Source organism: Nitriliruptor sp. (genome assembly GCF_040882075.1).
Taxonomy (GTDB): Bacteria; Actinomycetota; Nitriliruptoria; order Nitriliruptorales; family Nitriliruptoraceae; genus Nitriliruptor.
In genome coordinates this window covers 1-20,761 of record NZ_JBBEBZ010000125.1, presented here as the reverse complement: position 1 = coordinate 20,761, position 20,761 = coordinate 1, and the positions used below count along the sequence as shown (strand labels likewise).

Genomic DNA, 20,761 nt, shown 5'->3' with positions numbered 1-20,761 from the left:
GACTCCCAACACGGATTCCAGCCGTGCGCCATAGGCCTGACTAGGCGAACCCTCCGTGCGCCTCGCCCCGCGAGGGGCGACGAACGCCGGGAGCGTACGCGGGCGTTCGCGCCCCGGCCAACGCGGATCCGCACCGGCGAACACCGCGACGTTCGCCGTACCTACACATGCTATGCTCTGCTCATGGGTACCATGACGCGCAGGCTCCAGATCCTGGTCGACGATCGGCGGTACGCGCTTCTCGAGCGGGAGTCGAAGGCGACAGGACGGCCGGTCGCCGAGCTGATCCGCGACGCGATCGATACGCGTTACGGCGTCGATCTGACCGCACGGCACGCGGCGTACCGACGGATCCTGGCCGCCGAACCGATGCGCGTCGACGACTGGACCACGATGAAGGACGAACTGCTGGAGAGCTTCGACGACCAGCGTTCACCGTGACCCTCGGACGGGCCCTCCTCGACACCGCGGTGTTCGTCTACGCCGTCGGCGCGGACCACCCGTACCGCGACCCGTGCCGTCGGCTGCTCGACCCGGACGCCCTGTACCGGTACGGCGGCGAGGCGAGCGTGCAGGCCATCCAGGAGCTGCTGCACCAACGGACCCGCCGCACGGGGGACCGCAGCGGCTCCGTGGACGTCGCGCGGGCCATGGCCGAGCTCTGCCCGCTCCACGAGCTGACCCCCACGGATCTGCGAACGGGGCTCGAGCTGTTCCTGCAGGCGCCCCGCCTGACCGGCCGCGATGCGCTGCACGCCGCGACGGCCATCAACCGGGACATCCCGACGATCGTGTCGCCTGATGCGAACTTCGACGGCCTCGCCCAGCTCCAGCGCCTCGACCCGATCGAGGCCGCCGCGCGCCTCTCGTGACCCGCTCGGTCCCGCCCTCCGCGCGGATCCGAGCAGGCTGAGCTCGGTGGCTCTCGATCGCATCGCCGCCCGCTCGTCACCCTAGGCTCGGGCTCCCGCCACCCGGAGAAGAACCCGTGCGCATCGGCCTCCCCCTGCAGTACGCCGGCGACGTCCGCGCCGCTGCTGACCAGGTCCGCGACCTCGAATCCGCCGGTCTGGACGTCGTCTGGGTCGCCGAGGCGTACGGCCTCGATGCGGTGTCCCTCCTCGGCTACCTCGCCGCGACGACCGAGACGGTCGGCCTGGGGTCGGCGATCCTGAACGTCTACTCGCGCACCCCCGCGCTGATCGCGCAGGTCGCTGCCGGGCTGGACACGGTGTCCGGTGGCCGCTTCGAGCTGGGGCTCGGGGCGTCGGGGCCGCAGGTGATCGAGGGCTGGCACGGGATGCCGTACGCCAAGCCCCTGACCCGGACCCGCGAGACCATCGAGCTGGTGCGGCGCATGCTGGCCCGCGAGGAGATCGAGCACGACGGCAAGGTCTTCACCCTGCCGCTGCCCGCCGACCAGGGCACCGGGCTCGGCAAGCCGCTGAAGATGCTCGCCCACCCGGTCCGCCCTCGCGTGCCGATCCACGTCGCCGCGCTCGGCGAGAAGAACGTCGCGATGACCGCCGAGGTCGCCGACGGGTGGCTGCCGATCTTCTACCTGCCCGAACGTGCGTCCGAGGTCTGGGGCGAGTCCCTCGAGACCGGTCGCGCGAAGCGTTCGGGCGACCTCGGTGACCTCGACGTCATCGCCGGCGGGGTCCTGGCGATCGCCGAAGGCGAGCAGCGCAAGCAGATCCTCGACGGCCTCCGTCACTTCTACGCGCTCTACATCGGGGGGATGGGCGCCAAGGGCAAGAACTTCTACAACGACCTCGCCACCCGGTACGGGTACGGCGACGTCGCCGAGACCATCCAGGACCTCTACCTCGACAAGAAGAAGGACGAGGCCGCGGCCCTGATCCCCGACGAACTGCTCGAGCTGACCAACCTCGTCGGCTCGGAGGGCTTCATCCAGGAGCGGGTCGCGGCGTTCCGGGAGTCCGGCGTGACCACGCTGAACGTGACGCCGCTCGGCGACTCCCCGGCGCTGATCGAGCAGGTCAAGGCCTGGGCCACCTGACCCCGGACGTGCCGGTTCATCGCAGGCTCGAGCTGAGCCGGGCCCGTCGCACCCAGCTCGACCCGGTCGGGCGCGTTCGGACGGGGTCGCCCCCCTCGCGCCCGGAGGTGGCGTGTCCGTAGGTTCGTCGTCACACGGCCGTCCGCCAGCGCGGGCCGGCCGATCCCATCCGACGACGAAGAGGAGCCCACCGTGGCCATCAAGGACGTCCTCCGCGACCACGGCGACCAGCTGCGAACCGACCTGCTCACCGCGGTGATCGAGGCGGCCAGCGACTGCGCGGCCCACTGCAGCGCCTGCGCCGATGCCTGCCTCGAGGAGGGGACCGCGGACCTCAACCGGTGCATCCGCTCCGACCTCGACTGCGCCGACATCTGTACGGCCACGGCCAAGGTCGTCGGCCGCGCTGGGGCGTCCGGCGCGCCATGGCTGGAGCTGGTCCGGGTCTGCGCCGAGGCTTGCGCGAGCTGCGCCGAGGAGTGCGAGAGCCACGCCGACATGCACGATCACTGCCGGGCGTGCGCCGACGCGTGCCGCCGCTGCGAGCAGGCCTGCCGCGAGCTGCTCGACGCCGCCAGCTGACCCACCCGTCGCTGGCCTGCGCGACGCGACGAGGGCGGACCCGGACGGGTCCGCCCTCGATGCGTATCGAGCGGAGGGTGAGGGATTTGAACCCTCGAGAGGTGTGAACCCCTACCCGCTTTCGAGGCGGGCGCACTCGGCCGGACTATGCGAACCCTCCAGGGTGCACCCCGAGCACGGGGCGACAGGCGCTGGCGGAGGGTAGGGGGTGGGTCGCGCGACCAGCAACCGCCACAGGGGTCGTGCGCCGCGTCACCACTCGCCGCCTCGCCTACCGGTAGGCGAGGAGGGGCGAGCCTGCCCCCTCTGGTCTACCGGTAGACACGGATGCCCCCTCGGGTCTACCGGTAGGCGCCCCGTCAGCAGCCAGCGCACCGCTCCCCGGTCACACCCGTCAGACCGGGCGGAGCACGTCGCGGGTCAGCTCGGGGACGCGGCGCACGCCGGACAGCGCCATCGTCAGGTCGAGGTCTGCGAGCAGGCAGCGCAGGACGTGCTCGACGCCCTCCGCGCCGGCGAGGGCGAGGCCCCACACGTAGGGCCGTCCGATCATCACCGCGTCGGCGCCGAGGGCGAGCGCGATCGCGACGTCGGCGCCGCTGCGCACCCCGCTGTCGAACAGGACGGGGACCTGATCGTCGACCGCGTCGACGACGTGGGGCAGCGCATCGAGCGAACCGATCGCACCGTCCACCTGGCGACCACCGTGGTTGGACACGACCATGCCCGACACGCCAGCGTCGATCGCCAACCGGGCGTCGTCGGGGTGCTGGATCCCCTTGACCAGGACCGGCAGCGGCGAACGGTCGACGAGCTCACGCAGGTCCTCCCAGGTCTGGCTCGGGTCCGAGAACGTCGCTATCCACCGCAGCACGGCGGCCTGTCGCGTCTCGTCGCCCATGGACCGCCAGCCCTCGCTCCGCACCGCCTCGCCACCGTCGGGCAGGCCGGCGAGGAAGGCCGGGTCGGTGAGGTAGTTGCTGAGCCCCTCGGCGTGCAGGAACGGCAGGTAGGCGGTCGCGAGGTCGCGCGGTCGCCACGCGAGCAGCCGCGTGTCGAGCGTGACCACCACCGCCTCGTAGCCCGCGTCAGCGGCGCGTTGGATCAGCGAGTCGGTGATGCCGTCCTCGGACGGCCAGTAGAGCTGGAACCACCGCGGCGAGTCCCCGGCCGCCTCGGCGACCTGCTCCATCGGGTAGCTCGACACCGTCGACAGCGTGAACGGCACCTCGACCGCGGCCGCCCCCTTCGCGACCGCGACCTCGGCGTCGTCGTGGACGATCGACTGCACCCCGACCGGCCCGCAGACCAGCGGCGTCGGGTGGGTGCGTCCGAGCAGGGTGACCGACAGGTCGCGCTCGGCCACGTCGCGCAGCATCCGGGGGACGAGCTGCCAGCGGCGGAACGCCGCGAGGTTGGCGGCCTCCGTCGCCTCGCTGCCGGCGCTGCCCGCGACGTACCCGTCGGCCTTGGCGTCGAGCACCTCGCGGGCCGCTTCACGCAGCCCGTCGTAGGTGACGGGCAGCTCGGGCAGCGTGCCCGCCATCCCGCCGAAGTAGATGCCGTACTGGAAGGTGTTGAAGCCCACGACCGTCTCCCTACGCGTCGGCCAGGCAACGTAGTCCGCGACCGCCCACCCGCGGGCGGCGCACTCGAGTGAGCGTCGCCGCTTCCGGTCAGGTGGAGCGAGGGGTGCGCTTCGCGCGGAAGAAGTCGCGCAGCAGGTCGCCGCACTCCTCGCCGCGGACGCCGCGGACCACCTCGAGACGGTGGTTGAGCCGGGGATCGCGCGGCACGTCGTAGAGCGCCCCGACGGCGCCAGCCTTCGGGTCGTCGGCGCCGAACACGACCCGGTCGAGCCGAGCGAGCACCAGCGCACCAGCGCACATCACGCACGGCTCGAGCGTGACGAAGATGGTGCAGCCATCGAGGCGCCAGCTGCCCACGGTCCGGGCGGCCTCGCGGACAGCGAGGATCTCGGCGTGGGCCGTCGGATCGCCGTCGACCTCGCGTCGGTTGTGCCCGCGCCCGACCACCTCGGCCGACGCGCCCGACCCCCGGACCACGACCGCTCCGATGGGCACGTCGTCGTGTACCGCGGCCGCTCGGGCCTCGGCGAGCGCCTCGTCCATCCACGGCTCGTGCTCCACGCCGCGAGCGTAGGTCGACCACGAGACCGGTTCGGCTCCGAGCGCGACTCGGGTCCGGTCCGACCCGCCCCGGACAGCCGCGCCAGCCGGGAGTACCGTCGGAGCGGCGCGGGAGGGACTCCCGGAGACGGACGAGGGAGAACGTGCAGGAGCATCCGGGTCTCGAGCTGCACCTGCTCGAGGTGACGGTCGAGGCGCAACGCGCCGTGCTGCGCGCCCGCCGACCCGAGGAGGTGGTCCGCGCGCTCGAGCAGGTCGTCCGCAAGCTCGGCGGCCAGATCGTGCCGGCCCACGTCGGCGGGGACGAGGTGCTGCAGCTCGACCTCTCGCTCGGTGTCCGTGACGCCCGGCTGCCCTGGGCCCCACCCGACGACCCAGCCCGCGCTCGCATCCAACGGGTCCTGCCTGGTGTCATCGAGGACGCGCGGCGGATGTTGAACCTGCTGTGGGCCCGCGAGGACCGCGACGACCCGACCCTGCGTGACGAGCTCACGGGGGCGCTGCACCCGACGGCGACCGCTCGTCTCGTCGAACGCAGCCGGTCCGACGCGGTGCTCGTGGGGTTCGCGCTGGAGGGCACCGACGCCGTCGAGCGGGTCCACGGCGCCAGCCGCGTGGAGGTCGCGCTCCGGCAGCTCGCGCGGATGGTCCGCAGCGAGCTCGACGTCGACGAGCGGCTCGGACGCGTCCGGGAACCCGCCCTGATCGTCGTGCTCCCCGACCCCACCGCCGATCGTCCTGACGAGCTGGTGGAGCGCGTCGCCACGCGCTGGGGCCGTCAACGGGAGGTCGCCCTCGGTATCGCGACGGCGACGGCAGCGCGCGCCAGCGACCCGGTCGCGGCCCTCGACGAGCTCCGGGACCGGGTCCTCGACACCAGCGGCACCCGCCACCGGACCGCACGGGCGGCCGACGCACCGTGACACCCGACACGCCCCACCACGAGCGCCACACCGGCCCCGGACCTGCGGTCCGCGAGGAGGACCGCTCCGACCACGCCAGCCTCGTCGCCGAGCTCGTCGAACGGTTCGCCCTCGCCGACCGTCGCGGCGCCGTGGCTCGGACCCGCCAGCTGCGCGGCGCAGGGGTCGCGGACGATGAGCTGCGCGACGTCGTCGGCGCGGCGGTCCGCCACGTCGGGGAGCTGTGGCAGGCGGGACGGTGGACCATCACCCAGGAGCACGCAGCGACGGCCATCGCCGAGGCGGTCCTCTCCAGCATCGAGGTGGACGCTCCCCTCGACCAGCCCGTCGGCACCGTCGCGGTCGTCGCCGCCGAAGGTGAGTGGCACGCCTTCCCGGCGAGGCTCTTCTCCCACGCCCTCGAGAGCGCCGGGCTGGAGGTCCGCTACCTCGGTGCTGGCGTACCGGCCGAGGACGTCGCTCGCACGCTCCCCGCCGCGGGGGCCGGCGTGCTCGCGGTCAGCATCACGCTGACCTCGAACCTCGTGGGTGCCGCTCGGACGATCGCCGCCGGACGGGCTGCCGGGCTGCCGGTCATCCTCGGCGGCGCGGCCAGCTCGACCTCCCGAGCCGCGGCGCTCGGCGCCGACGCCTACGCCAGCGATGTCACCGAGGGTGCGGCGATCGCCCGCCGGTGGTGCCTCGAGGGCCCACCGAAGCCAGCGCAGCCGACCATCGACCCCCGTGCCGTCGCGGCGTTCACCGCCCAGCGGGACCGTCTGCGCGACGCGGCGTACGGAGCCACCGCGGAACGGTGGCCCGCCCTCAGCGACGCATCCGACGAGCTGATCGACCGGACCTGCGAGGACCTCGAGCTGCACCTCGACCACCTCGCCGCCGCCGTGCTCGTCGGTGAGCACGACGCCTACCGCGACCTCGTCGACTGGCTCGGTGCCGTCCACGCGGGGCGTGGCCTGCCACCCGAAGCGTTGGCCGCCGAGCTCGATGCGCTCCACGCGGTGCTGGCCGACGAGCCCGTGCTGGCCGCCATCGTCGACGCGGCTCGCCCACCCGCCACCTGACCGGGTCCAGGTCCCGCCGGCCACCGAGACGTCGCTAGCGTGGTGAGTTCCCGATCCGGACGAGGAGCTCGCCGTGTCCGCCACCCGCGTCTACGACGTTCCCAGCATCTCCTGCGGCCACTGCAAGCAGGCCATCGAGGGCGCCGTGACGCCGCTCGAGGGAGTCGACGCCGTGACCGTCGATATCGACGCACGGACCGTGACCGTCGACGGGTCCGCGTCCGACGAGGCGGTCGAGGCCGCCATCGACGACGCCGGCTACGAGGTCGCTGGCAAGCGCTAGACGTCCCGGCCGGGGACGGCGCCCCACCGCACCGGTCACCGCCACGAACCTCGTGGACCGACGACACCGGAGCTCCCGTGCCACCCTCCTCGCCACCCTCCACCACCGCGCTCGACGGGCCCCGCACGCTCGACGTGCTGGCGTCGCTGGACGCGCAGCTCGGGACCGTGGATCCCGACGCACGCGCCCTCGTGGCGCTCACCGCCGGAGAGGGCGGCAGCGTCGCGCTCACCGACGTCGAGCTCCGCGACGACGGCATCCTCGAGGTCCCGGGGGACGCGCTCGGGATCGTCGTGGTGACCTCGGAGGACGTCCGACTCGACGACGCTGACGAGGTCGTGTCGCTGCGCCAGCTGGTCGCCGTGCTCCCCGACGGCACCGAGGTGGGGATCGTCCGCGTCGGTGACGATCCGCAGCCGCGGACCTGGTCGACCGCCGACCCCGACACGGCCGGCAACGACCCGCCCGGCTCCGCCGAGGGTCTGCGGCCCCGCGACGTGACCGCCAACACCGCTCGTCGCGCCTTCGGCCTGCCCTCGCTCGCTGAGGTGCCGCCGGTCGAGGATCTCCTGGCGCGGGCCTGGCTGCTCCAGGCTGCCGAAGCAGGTCTGTCGCGGTTCGACTCACCCGACGGACCCCGCGAGGTGGAACCCGAGGAGCTCGCCCACCTCGACGGTGCGGATCCGCTGTCGGGCCTGTGCACCACCGACCCGGACACCGGCGAGGCGGACCGCGTCCCGACCTGGGAGGAGGTCCGCGCTGCCGCCGCCCGCGGGGAGCTGCAGCTCGCCAGCTACACGGTCGAACCGACGCACGCCGCGTGGCTCGACGCCGACGGTTTCGCGCAGGTCGTCGACCGGACCCTGCCGTCGACCGAGCAGCTGCTCGGCACGCTGCGGATCGTCGGCGAGGACCCGCTCGTCGGCTGGGCGATCGGTCACATCGCCGAACGCGGTTGGGGCCGACCCGTCTGACCGGCCGACCGTTCTGACTGACTGGCCGACCGGCACCCCGGCGGCGGTACCGTCGCGCGGTCGACCCCGGAGAGCTCGCCGTGTCAAGCCGCACCGTCGTGGCTCTGCTCGCCGCCATCCTGGTGCTGGCGGGGTGCGGTGGTCCAGATCCCCAGGCGCTGCTCGACGGCGCCAGCGAGGCCCTCGAAGCGGCCGGGACGTCCCGGTTCGAGATGAGCGTCGAGGCGGCGGGGGACCCGGCCGGGCGGTTCGCCGCCGAGGGGTCGCAGGATCTCGAGACCGGTGCGCTGCGGATGGCCATCGACCTCGGTGACGCGTCCGCGGCGACCGAGACCCTGCTGCTCGGCGACGAGGTCTTCGTCCGCAGCCCCCTCTTCGCCCTGTTCACCGGGGACGAGTCGATCTGGGTCCGCGTCGACCTCACCGCGACCGCCGAGGAGGAGGGGCTCGACGCCGAGGCGCTGCTCGGCGGTCAGACCGGTCCCGCCGCGTTGCTGTCCCAGCTGGACGGTGCGTCGGGCGATCTCGAGGAGCTCGGCTCCGAGGAGGTCCGCGGCGTCGACACCACCCACCTACGTGTGACGATCGACACCGCGGCGGCCATCGAGCAGGCCGACCCCCAGATCCGCGAACAGCTGCGCACCTACGCCGAGGCGACCGGTCTCCCGGACGCCTACCCGATGGAGCTGTGGATCGACGACGACGGGCTCGTGCGCCGGATCCGGACCCTCCTCGACCTCCCGGACGCGCAGAGCGGCGACACCGAGGCCGGCGGCGTGACCCAGCAGACCACCCTCGAGCTGTTCGACTTCGGGGTCCGGGTCGACCTCGACCCGCCGCTGCCCGAACAGACCGTCGAGCTGGCGGACCTCATCGCGGAGCTCGAGGAGCTCGAACGCCTCGACGCCGAGATCCGCGACGCGGAGGGTGGCTCCGCCGACGATGGGTAGGACCAGCGCGCCGCGGACCCTCATCGCGGTGACTGCCGTGCTCCTGGCCGCGTGCGGCGGAGCTCAGGGCACGCGCGCCGAGCCGCCTGCTGCGCTGAACGGCGAGTGGCTGCTGACCGCGGGAACGACGCCGGAGGGCGAGCTCGAGCTCGACGGCGACGGGACGGGCGACGACCGCGGGTTCGACGTGACCCTGACCAGCGGCTGACGCTCACGACGGACGAGCGGGGTCTGTCGTACACCGCACCGGCTGGCCCCCCGAGCTGACCGGCGGTCGCGTGCAACCCGAGCGGGGTCGTGGACGTCGGACCGGGTGGCACGCCGAGGACCGACGGACGACCGCGGGTCCAGCGGCGGTGCCGGAGGACGCTCCAGGAGCCGTGCCGTGCACGACCTCACCGCCCGCGACCTCGCCCCCCACGAACCCGCCGCCGACGACCGGACCGACCGGCTCGCGCTCCGGCGACGAGCCCGCCTCTTCGTGGCCCTCTACGGCGTGTGCCTCGTGATGCTGCTCGTCGCCGGCGCGTGGGTGGCACCGGCCGATGCGGCCTCCGACGGGCGCGACGCACCGAACGGTGGTTGGCTCGGGACCACCGACTCCCCCGTCCCCACCAACGTCCGCTGAGGAGCTCCACGATGCTGCGCCACCGATCATCCCTGCGACACGTCGGCCACCTCGGTCCGCGTGCTGCGATCGTCACGCTCGCGTGCGCGCTGGTGCTGAGCGCGTGCGGCGGCGACGAGAACGACGACGCCGGCAGCGACCCCGAAGCGCTGCCTGGCTTCACGACTCCAGACGATCCGGTCGACGACGACTTCGAGGTCGACGACGAGGTCGAGGTCGACGACGACGAGCCGACCACCGACGGTGGCGGCGACGCGCCGGCCGACGAGGCCGCTGGCGCGCCGCCGCTGGCGGGCGACGCCTCGACCGACGACCGCCAGCAGGACCCGGTCGACGCGGCGCTCAGCCTCGTCGACGTCCGCATCGGTACCCACGACGGCTTCGACCGCGTCGTCTTCGAACTGGTCGGGGACGGCCAGGTCGGCTGGTACCTCACCTCGGACGCCGAGGCGATCTCGCACGGTTCCGGGGACGAGGTCGACGTCGCGGGGGACGCGGTGCTGACCGTCGACCTCGTCGGCGTCCTGTACCCGATGGACGCACCTGCGGGGGTGACCACGTTCGAGACGACGCACGTGGGCGCCCCGGGCGGTGCCGCCGTCGTCACCGAGGTGATCAACAACCAGATCTACGAGGGCCACCACCAGCTGTTCATCGGCCTGCGCGAACCCGCCGCCTACCGGATCGAACGGCTCGATGACCCGCAGCGGCTGGCGATCGACATCCTCCACCCCTGACGCCGCCCCACGGCCGTCGTGGATGACGGACGGGGCGGTCGCCACCGTCCCGTAGCCTCCCCGGGATGCCCCCTCCCGCCGTCCCCTCCGCCTCCGCGCCGGGCCTCGACGCCCTCGGTCGTGGCGTCGTCGTGCGCGAGGGGCAGGCGGCGCCGCCGGGGTGGGACGCAGCACCGCGCTTGCGGATCGACGACGCCGTCGTGGCCGATCCCGGGCCGGTCGCCGACGTCCTGCACCACGCGTGGCTGACCCGGCAGCGGGTGGTGATCGAGCTCGTGGCGGGCAACGACGTGGTCCGCGAACCCGAAGCCACCGACCTGGCGCCGTACCTGCTGCCTCGGGACTTCGCCTTCTCGCGCGAGCGGCTGCACTGGCTCACGTGGGCGAACACCTACGACGCGCGCGGCGGGCAGCCGGTCTGGTGGCACGGGGTCCTCGCCCAGCGCCGCTGTGGAGCCGGGGCGAGCGACGTCGCCGACATCGTCCTGGCCGACGATCGCCACGCCTGGGTCGACGGTGGCCCCCGCGGCCCGGTCGAGGCGTTCGCCGATCCGATCGTGCACCGCGAGTCGGTCGGGCTCGGGCGTCTCACCGTCCTCGGGACGGCCGCACCTGCGGACGAGCTCGCACCGGACCAGCTCGCGGCCGTCGCGCACCGCAGCGGCCCGGCTCGCGTGATCGCGCCCGCCGGCAGCGGCAAGACGCGGGTCCTGACGGCGCGCCTGCGGCACCTCATCCGGGACCGGAACGTCGAACCCGAGCTCATCACCGCGCTGGCCTACAACACCCGCGCGGCCGCCGAGATGCGCGAGCGCACGGCCGACCTCGCCGCCGGGCGCCGGGTCAACATCCGCACGCTGCACTCGCTGGCGCTGTGGATCTGCCGGATGGAGCGCCAACGGCAGATCATCGGCGAACGTGAGCAACGCGAGATCCTCGACCAGCTGGTGAGCACCGCCCGGATCCCGAACCAGGACCCCTACCAGCCCTACCTCGAGGCGCTCGGCGAGGTCCGGCTCGGTCTGGTCGACCCGGCCACCGTCGAGGTGCAGCGCGGCGACGTCGACGACCTGCCCGACGTCTTCGACCGCTACCGGGCCGAGCTCGACCGGCGGGGGTGGCTCGACTTCGACGAGCAGATCTTCCGGGCGCTCGAGCTGCTGCTGACCGACGCCGACATCCGGCGTCGCGCCCAGTTGGCCGGCACCCACCTGCTGGTCGACGAGTTCCAGGACCTCACCCCGGCCTTCCTGCTGCTGGTCCGGCTGGTGGCGGGACCGTCCCAGCAGGTCTTCGGGGTCGGCGACGACGACCAGACCATCTACTCCTACGCGGGCGCGACCCCCGATCACCTCGTCGACTTCGACCGCTGGTTCCCCGGAGCAGCTCACCACGCGCTGGAGGTCAACTACCGCTGTCCACCCGGGGTGGTGGTCGCCGTGACCCGGTTGCTGTCGCACAACCGTCACCGCGTCGACAAGTCCATCCGCAGCGGGGCCGAGGTGGCGTCGTGACCGCGCCCGACAGCGCTCGGACGACGGCCGACCAGCTGCCGGGCGCTCCCGGGGTCCACCTCGTCGATCCGGGAGCCGCTGGAGCACGTGCCGTCGCCATCGTCCGGGACCGGCTCGACGCGGGCGCGGCACCGGCGGACGTGGTCGTGCTCGCACGGGTCAACAGCGCGCTGCTGCCGGTCCAGGTGGCCCTCACCGACGCGGGGATCGGGCACACCGCGCCGCTCGACCCCCAGGTGCTCGGCCGGACCGGGATCCGCACGGCGCTCGCCTACCTGCGGCTCGGTCTCGACCCCGACCGGATGCAGAAGGCCGACATCCTCGACACGCTCAACCGTCCCGCTCGCAAGGTGAAGTCGGCGGTCCAACCGTTCCTGCAGCGGGGCAGCCGCTGGTCGATGGGGCAGCTTGAGCAGGTGCTCGACTCGCTCGACGGCGTCCAGAACGAACGGTTCGCCGGCTACCTCGGTGATCTGCACCACCTCACGGCCGCCATCACCGACGGGGCGGACACCGCGAGGTGCCTGTGGATCATCCGCAACCGGATCGGCCTGGGCGAAGCGATGGACGCGCTGGACTCGTCGACGACCCGCCCCGAGGGCAGCTCCCACGGTGACGATCTCGACGCCTTGCAGCAGCTCGCCGACGACCACCCCGACCCGGTCACGTTCCGCGATCGGCTGATCGAACGCCTCCGCGTGCCGGCCGATACCGACGGCGTGACGCTGTCGACCGTGCACCGCGTCAAGGGACTCGAGTGGGATCACGTCCTGGTCGTGTCGGCGAACGACGGGCTGTTCCCCCACCGGCTCTCCGAGGACGTCGAGGAGGAGCGTCGCGTCTTCCACGTCGCGGTCACCCGGTGCCGCCTCAGCGTCGACGTCGTCGCGGACCGCCAACGGCCGTCGCCGTTCGTGGCCGAGCTGACGGGTGCTCCCACCGCTCCTCGGCCAGCGCGCGCTCCGGATGCTGTGGTCGCCGCCGTCGACCCTCGTCCGGCCGCGGGTGGCGCCATCGTCGCTGAACCCGGCCTGGCGGTGACCCTGCCCGGCGGCCTGTCCGGCCGGGTCACGACCGTGGACGGGGACGCGGCGGTCGTGGCCGTCGACTCATCCTTCGGCCGTACCGTGACGCGGGTCCCGTTCGGCCGCCCCGTCGAGGTCGCGGGACGCGCCACCACCTTGGCGGCTGCACCTCGGGTGACGCGCGCGGGCCGTGGCGTGTTCGGTCCCGGTGGTGCCCCCGCGGGGTCGGGCCGTCTCGTCGACGTCGGTGGTGAGGAGGGACCCGTCGATCAGGACCTGCTCGGGGCGCTGAAGGCGTGGCGGACCCGGACGGCCCAGGCGACCAACTCTCCGGCGTTCCTGATCTTCCACGACCGTACGCTCGAGGCCGTGGCCGCCCGCAAGCCCGGCAGCGTCCGCGAGCTCGGCGCGATCCCGGGGGTGGGTCCGGCCAAGCTCGAGCGGTTCGCCGACGACCTCCTCGAACTGGTCGACGCGCACCCCTGAGCTGAGAGCCTGGCCCGCGTCAGCTCGGTGGTGCCGCGAGGTCGCCGAGCAGCTGCAGGGTCCGCTCGAGGACGGCATCACCGAAGCACACGTCGATCTGGTAGCTGTCCTCGTAGTCGACGAAGAGGACCTCGTCGGCGGCGAACCCGAGGCCCTGCTGCGAGAGGCGGTCGACCTCGAAGGACTGGCCGAGGTAGCCGAGGGCGTCGTTGACCTGCGAGAGCGGCAACGTCAGCCGAGCGCCGCTCTTCTCCTTGATCGTGTTGGTCACGTTGGCGAACAGCTCACCGGGACCCGCCGTCAACGCGACCGCGTCACCGATGCGGGCCGCCGCCACCGGTGCCTCGACGCTCGCCGGACCGGCCGACGCGCACGGCGCCGTCTCGCTCGGACCGACGCTCACCCTGCTCGGTTCGAGCAGGAACTCGCGGTCGATGAACCCCGGGGCGCCGAGGAGGGTGAGCGGCAGGTTGCTGACCGGGTGGCGGACGTGGACGCGGACGACCCGGACGTCCGCGCGGCGCAGGAGGTCACCACGGCCGGGCAGCGGGATCCGGTCCGCGAGGGTCGCACCCATCTCGAACCCCCCCGCGGTCGACAGGTTGCCGAGCCCGGTCTGGACGTGGACGGTGCGGCCACCATCGCGGTCATCGGTCACCGCCTCGAGCAGCGCCGGCCAGTCCGCGTGGGCCACCCCGCTGCCCGCGTCGCGGGTGGTGGGGTGGGCGGCGAAGGTGGCGAGCGTGCCGACGACGGCCGGTGTGCCTCGTCGTGCGTCCGTCAGGAACCGGGTGCCGCCATCGTCGACCGCCAGCGCACGGAGCACCCCGAGGTGCGGTTCCTCCGCCGAACGGTAGGTCCCGCGCCGTTCCCGGTTGTGCTCGCGTGCGATCACCTCGGCGGTCTCGAGCACGGCGGGGCGCAGCGAGGTGACCGCGTCCCGGACCGCCCCCTCGATCGCGGCGGTCATCTGACGCAGGTACCACTCGGGGACGCCGCCCCAGGCGCCCATCGCGTCGGGGGAGGTGTGGCTGTGGGTGGCGTGGATCCAGATGCCGGCCGGATCGATCCCGAGCTCCTCGCCGAGCCGTTCGGTGATGGCTCGAGCGCCGCACTCGACGCACTCGCGCACCCGCTCGTAGGGCCACCCGATCGCGTCGATGGCCGCCACGACGAAGGTGCCGCCGTCGGTGCCCTCGATGGCGAAGGCACGGGCCCAGAGACCGAGCTCCGGGTCGACGTCGGTCATCGGGTTCATCGGTCCGATGCCGTACCCACCGAGGTACATGCAGCCGTCGGTGGTCGGCCAGAGGCGGCCCGACCGCGTCACCAGCGCCTCGAAGGTGCTGTCGAGCTGCCCCAAGGTCGAGGGATCGAGGAGCTGGCAGGTCGCCGCGTCCCGCTCCCACGCCTGACCGTCGGGGACGACCGGGGCGATGGACCGACGACCGCTACCGGCCCGCACCACCGCCGTGCCGTCGGGCAGAGCCGGACCGGGACGGAACCGCGTCGGACCGTCGTCGCCACGCTGATCGGGGAGGCCACCACCACGTCCCGCCGGGGTGATGCGATCGGCGCCACCAGCGCCCCCGGCAGTGATCGACGCAGCGTCGCCACCGAGACCGTCGGTCACGGACGTCGACAGCTCGACGGGGACACGCTGAGCGTCGCCGGCCGCGTACCCGATGCCGATGACGAGCACGCTCGCCGCCAGGGTCGCGGTGACACGACGGAGCGGACCCTCGAGCGCGGACATCCGTTCATCCCACCGTTCGCTGAACTCGCCGGCCGAGGCACGCCGCCAGGTGCGGACGACCGCATCGACGGCGTCGCGGACGCGTTCGTTCCCCTGGTCCATCGTCGTGCCTCCCGCGGGTCCCCGTCACGATCCGCCGGCAACCTGATGGCCGCCGGCCGTCCCACCTGCGGTGACTTCGCGGTCGCCCGCGTCGGTCCCTGCCCGGCGCGTGCGGCTGCACGGACCTCCACGGCGGCCGCGCGGGCTGCGCTGGCTCCGGTTCGGCGATCGCGCCGTCTCAGCGGACGCTGAGGGCCATCCCGACCACGACCGCCACGGCAGCCAGCGACACCGCCACACCGGTCACCCCGGCGGCAGCGATCAGGGCGGGCCCCGGTGCGGTCCGGTCGCCGCGCAGCGACGCGTCGCGGTGCAGGTAGCGCGAACGACCGAGCAGCAGCCCGGCAGCGGCGACCGCGAACGCCGCCCCCGCCACGTACCAGGCCCACGGCAGCACCGTGCCGCCGGCGCGGGCCAACAGCGCGCCGACCCCGGCGACGGTCAGCGCCGTCCGGTCCCACGCCAGCGAGGTGCGCTCGGCCTGGAGCCCCTCGTCGAAGACGCGGCGGTCCCCGGGCGGGTCGGTGGCGCTCACCGCTGGGCTGCGATCAGCAGGACGACGGTCACGAGCGACAGGGTGCCGATCGACCCGGCGAGGAAGCCCGGCAGCCACGAGGTCGGCAGCGGCGTGCGGGTGCGCATGGCCTCCTCAACGCTCGCCCACCGCCGGAAGCTGGCGGACGCGACCACCGTGCCGAGGACGACGAGGGTGACGGCCAGCACCTCGCGGGCGTACGGGACCACGAGCTCGGGCAGGAGCTGCACCACGGCCAGGCCAGCCGCGTCGAGCGCGAGTGCCGTCCGGATCCACGACAGGAAGGTCCGCTCGTTGGCCAGGGTGAAGCGGACGTCCGGGTCCTCACCGAGGTGCCGACGCGGTGGACGGACCGCCGCCGGCAGGCGGCGGCGGGCCCCGCGCTCCGACCCGCTGGCCGACCGACTCACAGGTCCGGCGCCTGCGTCGCGCTGCGGACCACGAGCTCCTCGACGCGCACGTGGTCGGGGAGGCTGATGGCGGTGCGGAGCGTCTCCGCCACCTCGTCGGCCGTCAGGTGACCGTGGAGGTCGCGGTCCGGCGAACCACCGGCGAAGTGGGTCGCGGTCGCGCCGGGTCGCAGCTCGCAGACCCGCAGCTCGGGGTGCTCCTGCTGGAAGGTCCGAGCGATCGCGCGGGCCGCGTGCTTGGTGGCCACGTACGCGGCGCCGCCCGGGAACACCCGGGCCGAGACGTCCGAGGTGATGACCACGACCATCCCCCGGGTCGGCGCGGCGAGGAGGTCCGCCGCGAAGGTCTTGAGCGTCGACAGGAGCCCGGTGACGTTCACCTCGAGCATGGCGCGCACGTCGTCGGCGTCGGTGGCGACGATCGGCGCGAACGACCCGATCCCGGCGTTGGCGACCACGATGTCGACCCGACCGAAGCGTTCCACCACCTCGGCGCGGAAGCGGATCAGGCTGTCCTCGTCGGTGACGTCGAGGTGGCCAGCGGTGGCCTCGACGACGTGCTCGCTCGCCAGCTCGTCGGCGACGGCGCGGACGCCGTCGACATCCCTGGCGCCGAGCGCGAGCGAGCAGCCCTCCTCGGCCAGCACGCGCGCGAAGGCGGCGCCGAGCCCACGTGAAGCACCGGTGACGACGGCGGTGCGCATCGGTTCGCTCCCCTTCCGGAGGTCGACGCTACCTCGCGGCGGGGTCCAGCCACTCGGCGGGGTCCAGCCACTCGGGTCGTGACGCCCGGTGTCGGCAGCGTTGCACCCGCACGGCCGCGTGCCAGCTCGGCTCGGATCACGCACGTCCCGTGCGGTGGCCGGACCGCGGCGGTGAGACTTCGGCGGGGTCACGGGGCTGTGGCACCATCCGGCCCGCCGCGTCCGGGCCGTCGAACGACCCCACGCTCGACGTCGGCGCGGTCCCACCGGACCACCCGCCCCGTTCCCGCCCGCCCCGTTCCCGCCCGCCCCGTCCTGAAGGTGCTCCCTCGATGGCTCGTTCCCTCCGGCTGCGCAGGTGGCAGAAGGAGGCGCTCGATCGCTTCGAGGACCAACCCGGACGGGACTTCCTGACGGTGGCGACGCCGGGAGCGGGCAAGACGACCTTCGCGCTGACGGCAGCGCTCCGCGACCTCGCGCGGTTCCCGCACCGACGCATCATCGTCGTCGCCCCGACCCAGCACCTCAAGCACCAGTGGGCCGAAGCCGCGGCCGCCTTCGGCCTCCAGCTCGAACCGCGCTGGGGATCGAGCGACCCGTTCCCCCGCGACATGCACGGGGTCGTGGTCACCTACCAGCAGGTCGCCGCCGACCCCCGCCCCCTCCGCGGCCCCGCCGACGACGCGTTCGTCGTGCTCGACGAGATCCACCACGCGGGGACCGAGCGAGCCTGGGGCGACGGCGTCTTCCACGCCTTCGAGCTGGCGGCCAAGCGGCTGTCGCTGTCGGGCACACCCTTCCGCAGCGACCAGAACCCGATCCCGTTCGTGGACTACGACTTCGAGGAGGCCGTCGCCCACTACGTGTACGGCTACGGCGAGGCGCTCGCCGACGGCGGGGTCGTCCGTCCGGTGTTCTTCCCGCGGATCAACGGGCACATGGAGTGGTCCGCTCCCGACGGCACGCTGATGGACGCCACCTTCGCCGACGTGCTCGACCGGACCGCCGCCTCGCAGCGGCTGCGGACCGCGCTCTCCCCCGACGGCGAGTGGTTGCCGAACGTCCTCGCCCAGGCCCACGCCGAGCTGACCCGGATCCGCGAGCTCCACCCGGACGCCGGTGGGCTCGTGATCACCATGGACGTCGACCACGCGCACGCCGTGGCCAAGCTGCTGCGCACCCGGCACGGGGTCGACCCGGTGGTCGCCACCTCCGACGACCCGCTGGCCTCCGAACGGATCGCCGGGTTCGCGACCAGCAGCGACCCGTGGATCGTCGCCGTGCGCATGGTCTCCGAGGGCGTCGACGTCCCGCGCCTGCGGGTCGGGGTGTACGCCACCAACACCGTGACCGAGCTGTTCTTCCGGCAGGCGGTCGGCCGGCTCGTGCGGTGGTCGGGCCCGCTGCGCCGGCAGAAAGCGTTCTTCTTCCTCCCCGACGATCTGCGGTTGCGAACGTTCGCGGCGCAGATCGCCGAGCAGCGCACCCACTCGTTGCGTCGCCGCGAGCAGGACGGCGACCAGCTACCGGTCGAGCTCGACGCGCTCGAGGTCGGACAGGCCGAGGACCAGCTGAGCCTGTTCGAGGCCATCTCCGCCACCCCGCTCGACGATGGCGATCCGTCCTCGGTGTTCGACGACGCGCACCCGGACGACCTCATCCACGACCCCGACGAAGCCCACGACCTCGCGCTCGAGATCCAGCTGGCCGCGCCACCGCCGCTGGCCGGAGGCGGCGCCGACGAGGCCGGCGGCCGCGTCCTGACCGTCAGCCGGACCCAGCGCAAGCGCGAGCTACGGCGGGCGAACACCGACCGCGTCACGATGCTGCGCCACCTGACCGGCCTCCAGCCCGAGGTGATCAACGCCCAGCTCAACCGCGACGTCGGGATCCGCACGATCGACGAGGCCACGATCCGCGACCTCGAGAAGCGCCTCCAGCTCGCCGACCGTTGGGTCGACAAGGCTTAGCGCTCGCGCTGGTCGTAGAGCCCTCGCACGTACCCGACCTGGCCGGTGTGCTGTGCCACGTCGTCGACCACGCTGACCAGCCGCACGCCTGCCGTCACCGGGGGGCTCCAGCTCTCGTCGACGACACGGTCGAGGTCGGCGGGGCTGAACGCCGCGACCAGCTCGCGGCAACGAGCGTTGACGACGGCGAGGTGGTCGAGCAGGAGCTTGACGGACCGCACCTGCAGCTGACCCACCTGCTCCGGCGTCCAGCCGTACCCGTGCGTGTTGGTGCCGGCGGGTACGTCGAACCGGTCGGCCCAGCCGTCGCGGGTCCAGATCTCCTCGACGCCGGCGAGCGGTGCGATCTGCGCGTCCTGGACCCGCGTCAGGTGCCAGACGAGCCACCCGATCGGGTTCGCATCGGGCGCCGGTCGCCACCCGAGAGCGTCGACGTCGAGGTCCTCGATGGCCTCACCCACCGCGCCGGGGATGCGGCTGAGAGCGTCAACGAGCAGGGTGGTCACGTCCACGCGGGGTCTCCTCGGTTCCGTCCGGCCACCCTGGCCGCCCCGCGCGTCGTACGCCACCCGTCGAACGGCGAGGTCAGCTCGGGGCACCCTGGCGTCCGCTCGAGACCCAGCTGACGAGCGTCCCGTTCCTGCATCCCGGACGCGGCGGTAGGGTCGGCGGTCGCCCCGGCCCTCCGCGGGCCGTCCCGCCCCCTTCCCACCTCGCTGCAGGAGCCGCTCGTGGCTGAGCTCGCCGTCACCGCCGTCGGAGCGGACCGTCCCGGCATCGTCGCCGCCGTCGCCGAGGTGCTGCGCGAACGGGGCGGCAACGTCGAGGACTCGGCGATGACCATCCTCGGTGGCCACTTCGCCATCGTGCTCATCGTGGCATCCGAGGACGAACCCGACGACCTGCGCGACGCGCTGCTCGCCGCCACCTCGCAGCTCGGGCTGACGGTGTCGGTGTCCCGCGCCGACGGGTCGCGCGGCGCGATCGAACCGACCCACCTGCTGTCGGTCTACGGCGCCGACCAGCCCGGGATCCTCGCCGGCGTCTCACGCGCGCTCGCGGACGTCGGCGCCAACGTCACCGACCTCGAGACCCGCGTGCTCGGCGCCGACACCGAGCCCGTCTACGCCATGGTCGTCGAGGTGGTCTGCGAGGCCGGCGACGCCCTCGCCGCCGGCCTCGACACGGTCTGCGAGCAGCTCGGCGTCGACCACACGCTGCGCACCATCGACGCCCAGACCTACTGACCGGCCGCCCTCGTGACCGTCCGCAACGTCGTCCGTTACCCGGCGCGTGCCCTCAAGGGGCTCGCCGGGCCCGTCGGCGCCATCGGTCCGCGCGAACGCCAGCTCGCCGACGACCTCGTCGAGACGATGTACGCCTCGCCCGGGTGCGTCGGCCTGGCCGCGCCCCAGCTCGGTGTCCCGTCACGCGCGTTCGCGCTGGACGTCTCGGTGATGAAGAAGCCACCACCGGGCAACCACGGCCTCATCGTGCTGTTCGACCCGGAGCTGGTGCTGACCGAAGGGTCGGACCGCAAGCGCGAGGGCTGCATGTCCGTGCCGGACTACACCTGCGACGTGCGCCGGGCCACGTCGGTCGTGGTCCGTGGCACCACCCCCGAGGGCGAGATTCGGGTCGTCGAGGCCAGCGGCTTCGAAGCCCGCGCGGCCCAGCACGAGCTCGATCACCTCGACGGCCTCCTGATCCTGGACCGCGTCGCCTCGGCCCGGACCGACGTCTTCGCCCGCAAGCGCTACGCCAGCGAGGGCGAACACCTCAAGTAAGCCATCACGGCTGTCGGGTGGCTCACGATCGTCGGGTGGCTCACGATCGTCGGGTGGCTCACGATCGTCGGGTGGCTCACGATCGTCAGGTGGCTCACGATCGTCGGGTGGCTCACGATCGTCGGGTGGCTTGGACCGCGGCGGCGCGACGTCAGCCACCC

At 73.3% G+C, this 20,761-nt stretch carries 24 protein-coding genes and 1 tRNA gene; 17 read left to right on the top strand and 8 right to left on the bottom strand.

Translation table 11 applies throughout. The features are described from left to right. The 4 genes from WEB03_RS07630 to WEB03_RS07615 form a co-directional block, all read left to right on the top strand. Positions 1-441, top strand: a 441-nt coding sequence (locus WEB03_RS07630) for a hypothetical protein (protein ID WP_368070352.1), incomplete at its 5' end; no start/stop codon positions are given. Further along, positions 438-872: a type II toxin-antitoxin system VapC family toxin gene (locus tag WEB03_RS07625; RefSeq protein WP_368070351.1), complete on the top strand. Its 435-nt coding sequence runs from the start codon at positions 438-440 to the stop codon at positions 870-872. The genes WEB03_RS07630 and WEB03_RS07625, both read left to right, overlap by 4 nt. Positions 873-988: 116 nt before the next feature. Beyond that, positions 989-2,023: an LLM class F420-dependent oxidoreductase gene (locus WEB03_RS07620; protein WP_368070350.1), complete on the top strand. Its 1,035-nt coding sequence runs from the start codon at positions 989-991 to the stop codon at positions 2,021-2,023. A gap of 192 nt (positions 2,024-2,215) precedes the next feature. Beyond that, on the top strand, positions 2,216-2,605 hold the full coding sequence (locus WEB03_RS07615; protein WP_368070349.1) for a four-helix bundle copper-binding protein: 390 nt from the start codon (positions 2,216-2,218) through the stop codon (positions 2,603-2,605). A gap of 71 nt (positions 2,606-2,676) precedes the next feature. On the opposite strand, the gene WEB03_RS07610 is transcribed toward WEB03_RS07615, so the two are convergent. The 3 genes from WEB03_RS07610 to tadA all read right to left on the bottom strand — a co-directional run bounded on the left by WEB03_RS07610 (position 2,677) and on the right by tadA (position 4,755). After that, positions 2,677-2,765 (bottom strand) — tRNA-Ser (locus WEB03_RS07610). 234 nt (positions 2,766-2,999) lie between these two features. Next, positions 3,000-4,151, bottom strand: a complete 1,152-nt coding sequence (locus tag WEB03_RS07605) for an alpha-hydroxy-acid oxidizing protein (protein ID WP_368070353.1) — start codon at positions 4,149-4,151, stop codon at positions 3,000-3,002. 130 nt (positions 4,152-4,281) lie between these two features. After that, positions 4,282-4,755: a tRNA adenosine(34) deaminase TadA gene (tadA, locus tag WEB03_RS07600; protein WP_368070348.1), complete on the bottom strand. Its 474-nt coding sequence runs from the start codon at positions 4,753-4,755 to the stop codon at positions 4,282-4,284. A gap of 143 nt (positions 4,756-4,898) precedes the next feature. Here tadA and WEB03_RS07595 point away from each other — a divergent pair, with 143 nt between their 5' ends. The 10 genes from WEB03_RS07595 (at position 4,899) to WEB03_RS07550 (ending at position 13,336) form a co-directional block, all read left to right on the top strand. Next, positions 4,899-5,678 (top strand): hypothetical protein, encoded by a 780-nt coding sequence (locus WEB03_RS07595; RefSeq protein ID WP_368070347.1) that lies wholly within the window; start codon positions 4,899-4,901, stop codon positions 5,676-5,678. After that, on the top strand, positions 5,675-6,739 hold the full coding sequence (locus tag WEB03_RS07590) for a B12-binding domain-containing protein (protein ID WP_368070346.1): 1,065 nt from the start codon (positions 5,675-5,677) through the stop codon (positions 6,737-6,739). The genes WEB03_RS07595 and WEB03_RS07590 overlap by 4 nt, the downstream gene beginning before the upstream one ends. 73 nt (positions 6,740-6,812) lie before the next feature. Continuing rightward, positions 6,813-7,022, top strand: coding sequence for a cation transporter (locus tag WEB03_RS07585; RefSeq protein WP_368070345.1), 210 nt, complete (start codon positions 6,813-6,815; stop codon positions 7,020-7,022). A gap of 77 nt (positions 7,023-7,099) precedes the next feature. Then, positions 7,100-7,996 carry a hypothetical protein gene (locus WEB03_RS07580; RefSeq protein WP_368070344.1) on the top strand — a complete coding sequence of 299 codons (897 nt, stop codon included), beginning with the start codon at positions 7,100-7,102 and terminating at the stop codon, positions 7,994-7,996. An 80-nt stretch (positions 7,997-8,076) separates the two neighbouring features. Further along, entirely contained in the window at positions 8,077-8,946 is an 870-nt protein-coding gene (locus WEB03_RS07575) for a hypothetical protein (RefSeq protein ID WP_368070343.1), read from the top strand. Beyond that, positions 8,939-9,154, top strand: a complete 216-nt coding sequence (locus tag WEB03_RS07570; RefSeq protein ID WP_368070342.1) for a hypothetical protein — start codon at positions 8,939-8,941, stop codon at positions 9,152-9,154. The genes WEB03_RS07575 and WEB03_RS07570 overlap by 8 nt, the downstream gene beginning before the upstream one ends. A gap of 177 nt (positions 9,155-9,331) precedes the next feature. After that, complete coding sequence (locus WEB03_RS07565) at positions 9,332-9,574, top strand: hypothetical protein (RefSeq protein WP_368070341.1); 243 nt, start codon at positions 9,332-9,334, stop codon at positions 9,572-9,574. Positions 9,575-9,585: 11 nt separating this feature from the next. Next, on the top strand, positions 9,586-10,311 hold the full coding sequence (locus WEB03_RS07560; protein WP_368070340.1) for a hypothetical protein: 726 nt from the start codon (positions 9,586-9,588) through the stop codon (positions 10,309-10,311). Between the two features lie 65 nt (positions 10,312-10,376). Further along, the gene (locus WEB03_RS07555) at positions 10,377-11,825 is read left to right on the top strand and encodes a UvrD-helicase domain-containing protein (RefSeq protein WP_368070339.1); all 1,449 of its coding nucleotides are present in this window, start codon (positions 10,377-10,379) and stop codon (positions 11,823-11,825) included. After that, positions 11,822-13,336, top strand: a complete 1,515-nt coding sequence (locus WEB03_RS07550) for a 3'-5' exonuclease (RefSeq protein ID WP_368070338.1) — start codon at positions 11,822-11,824, stop codon at positions 13,334-13,336. The genes WEB03_RS07555 and WEB03_RS07550 overlap by 4 nt, the downstream gene beginning before the upstream one ends. Positions 13,337-13,355: 19 nt before the next feature. On the opposite strand, the gene WEB03_RS07545 is transcribed toward WEB03_RS07550, so the two are convergent. The 4 genes from WEB03_RS07545 to WEB03_RS07530 all read right to left on the bottom strand — a co-directional run bounded on the left by WEB03_RS07545 (position 13,356) and on the right by WEB03_RS07530 (position 16,843). Further along, complete coding sequence (locus WEB03_RS07545) at positions 13,356-15,194, bottom strand: hypothetical protein (RefSeq protein ID WP_368070337.1); 1,839 nt, start codon at positions 15,192-15,194, stop codon at positions 13,356-13,358. 178 nt (positions 15,195-15,372) lie between these two features. Then, the gene (locus WEB03_RS07540; protein WP_368070336.1) at positions 15,373-15,729 is read right to left on the bottom strand and encodes a DUF202 domain-containing protein; all 357 of its coding nucleotides are present in this window, start codon (positions 15,727-15,729) and stop codon (positions 15,373-15,375) included. Then, positions 15,726-16,139: a YidH family protein gene (locus WEB03_RS07535; RefSeq protein WP_368070335.1), complete on the bottom strand. Its 414-nt coding sequence runs from the start codon at positions 16,137-16,139 to the stop codon at positions 15,726-15,728. The genes WEB03_RS07540 and WEB03_RS07535 overlap by 4 nt, the downstream gene beginning before the upstream one ends. Beyond that, positions 16,136-16,843 carry an SDR family oxidoreductase gene (locus WEB03_RS07530; protein ID WP_368070334.1) on the bottom strand — a complete coding sequence of 236 codons (708 nt, stop codon included), beginning with the start codon at positions 16,841-16,843 and terminating at the stop codon, positions 16,136-16,138. Before WEB03_RS07530 ends, WEB03_RS07535 begins: the two co-directional genes overlap by 4 nt. 332 nt (positions 16,844-17,175) lie before the next feature. On the opposite strand from WEB03_RS07530, the gene WEB03_RS07525 reads away from it, so the two are divergent. After that, positions 17,176-18,813, top strand: a complete 1,638-nt coding sequence (locus tag WEB03_RS07525) for a DEAD/DEAH box helicase (RefSeq protein WP_368070333.1) — start codon at positions 17,176-17,178, stop codon at positions 18,811-18,813. Here WEB03_RS07525 and WEB03_RS07520 read toward each other — a convergent pair. Further along, positions 18,810-19,325, bottom strand: coding sequence for a DUF664 domain-containing protein (locus tag WEB03_RS07520; RefSeq protein WP_368070332.1), 516 nt, complete (start codon positions 19,323-19,325; stop codon positions 18,810-18,812). The genes WEB03_RS07525 and WEB03_RS07520 overlap by 4 nt on opposite strands. A gap of 219 nt (positions 19,326-19,544) precedes the next feature. Between WEB03_RS07520 and WEB03_RS07515 the strand changes: the two genes are divergently transcribed. Beyond that, the gene (locus tag WEB03_RS07515) at positions 19,545-20,060 is read left to right on the top strand and encodes a glycine cleavage system protein R (protein ID WP_368070331.1); all 516 of its coding nucleotides are present in this window, start codon (positions 19,545-19,547) and stop codon (positions 20,058-20,060) included. Between the two features lie 12 nt (positions 20,061-20,072). Then, positions 20,073-20,600 carry a peptide deformylase gene (gene def, locus WEB03_RS07510; protein WP_368070330.1) on the top strand — a complete coding sequence of 176 codons (528 nt, stop codon included), beginning with the start codon at positions 20,073-20,075 and terminating at the stop codon, positions 20,598-20,600. Positions 20,601-20,761 lie beyond the last annotated feature (161 nt).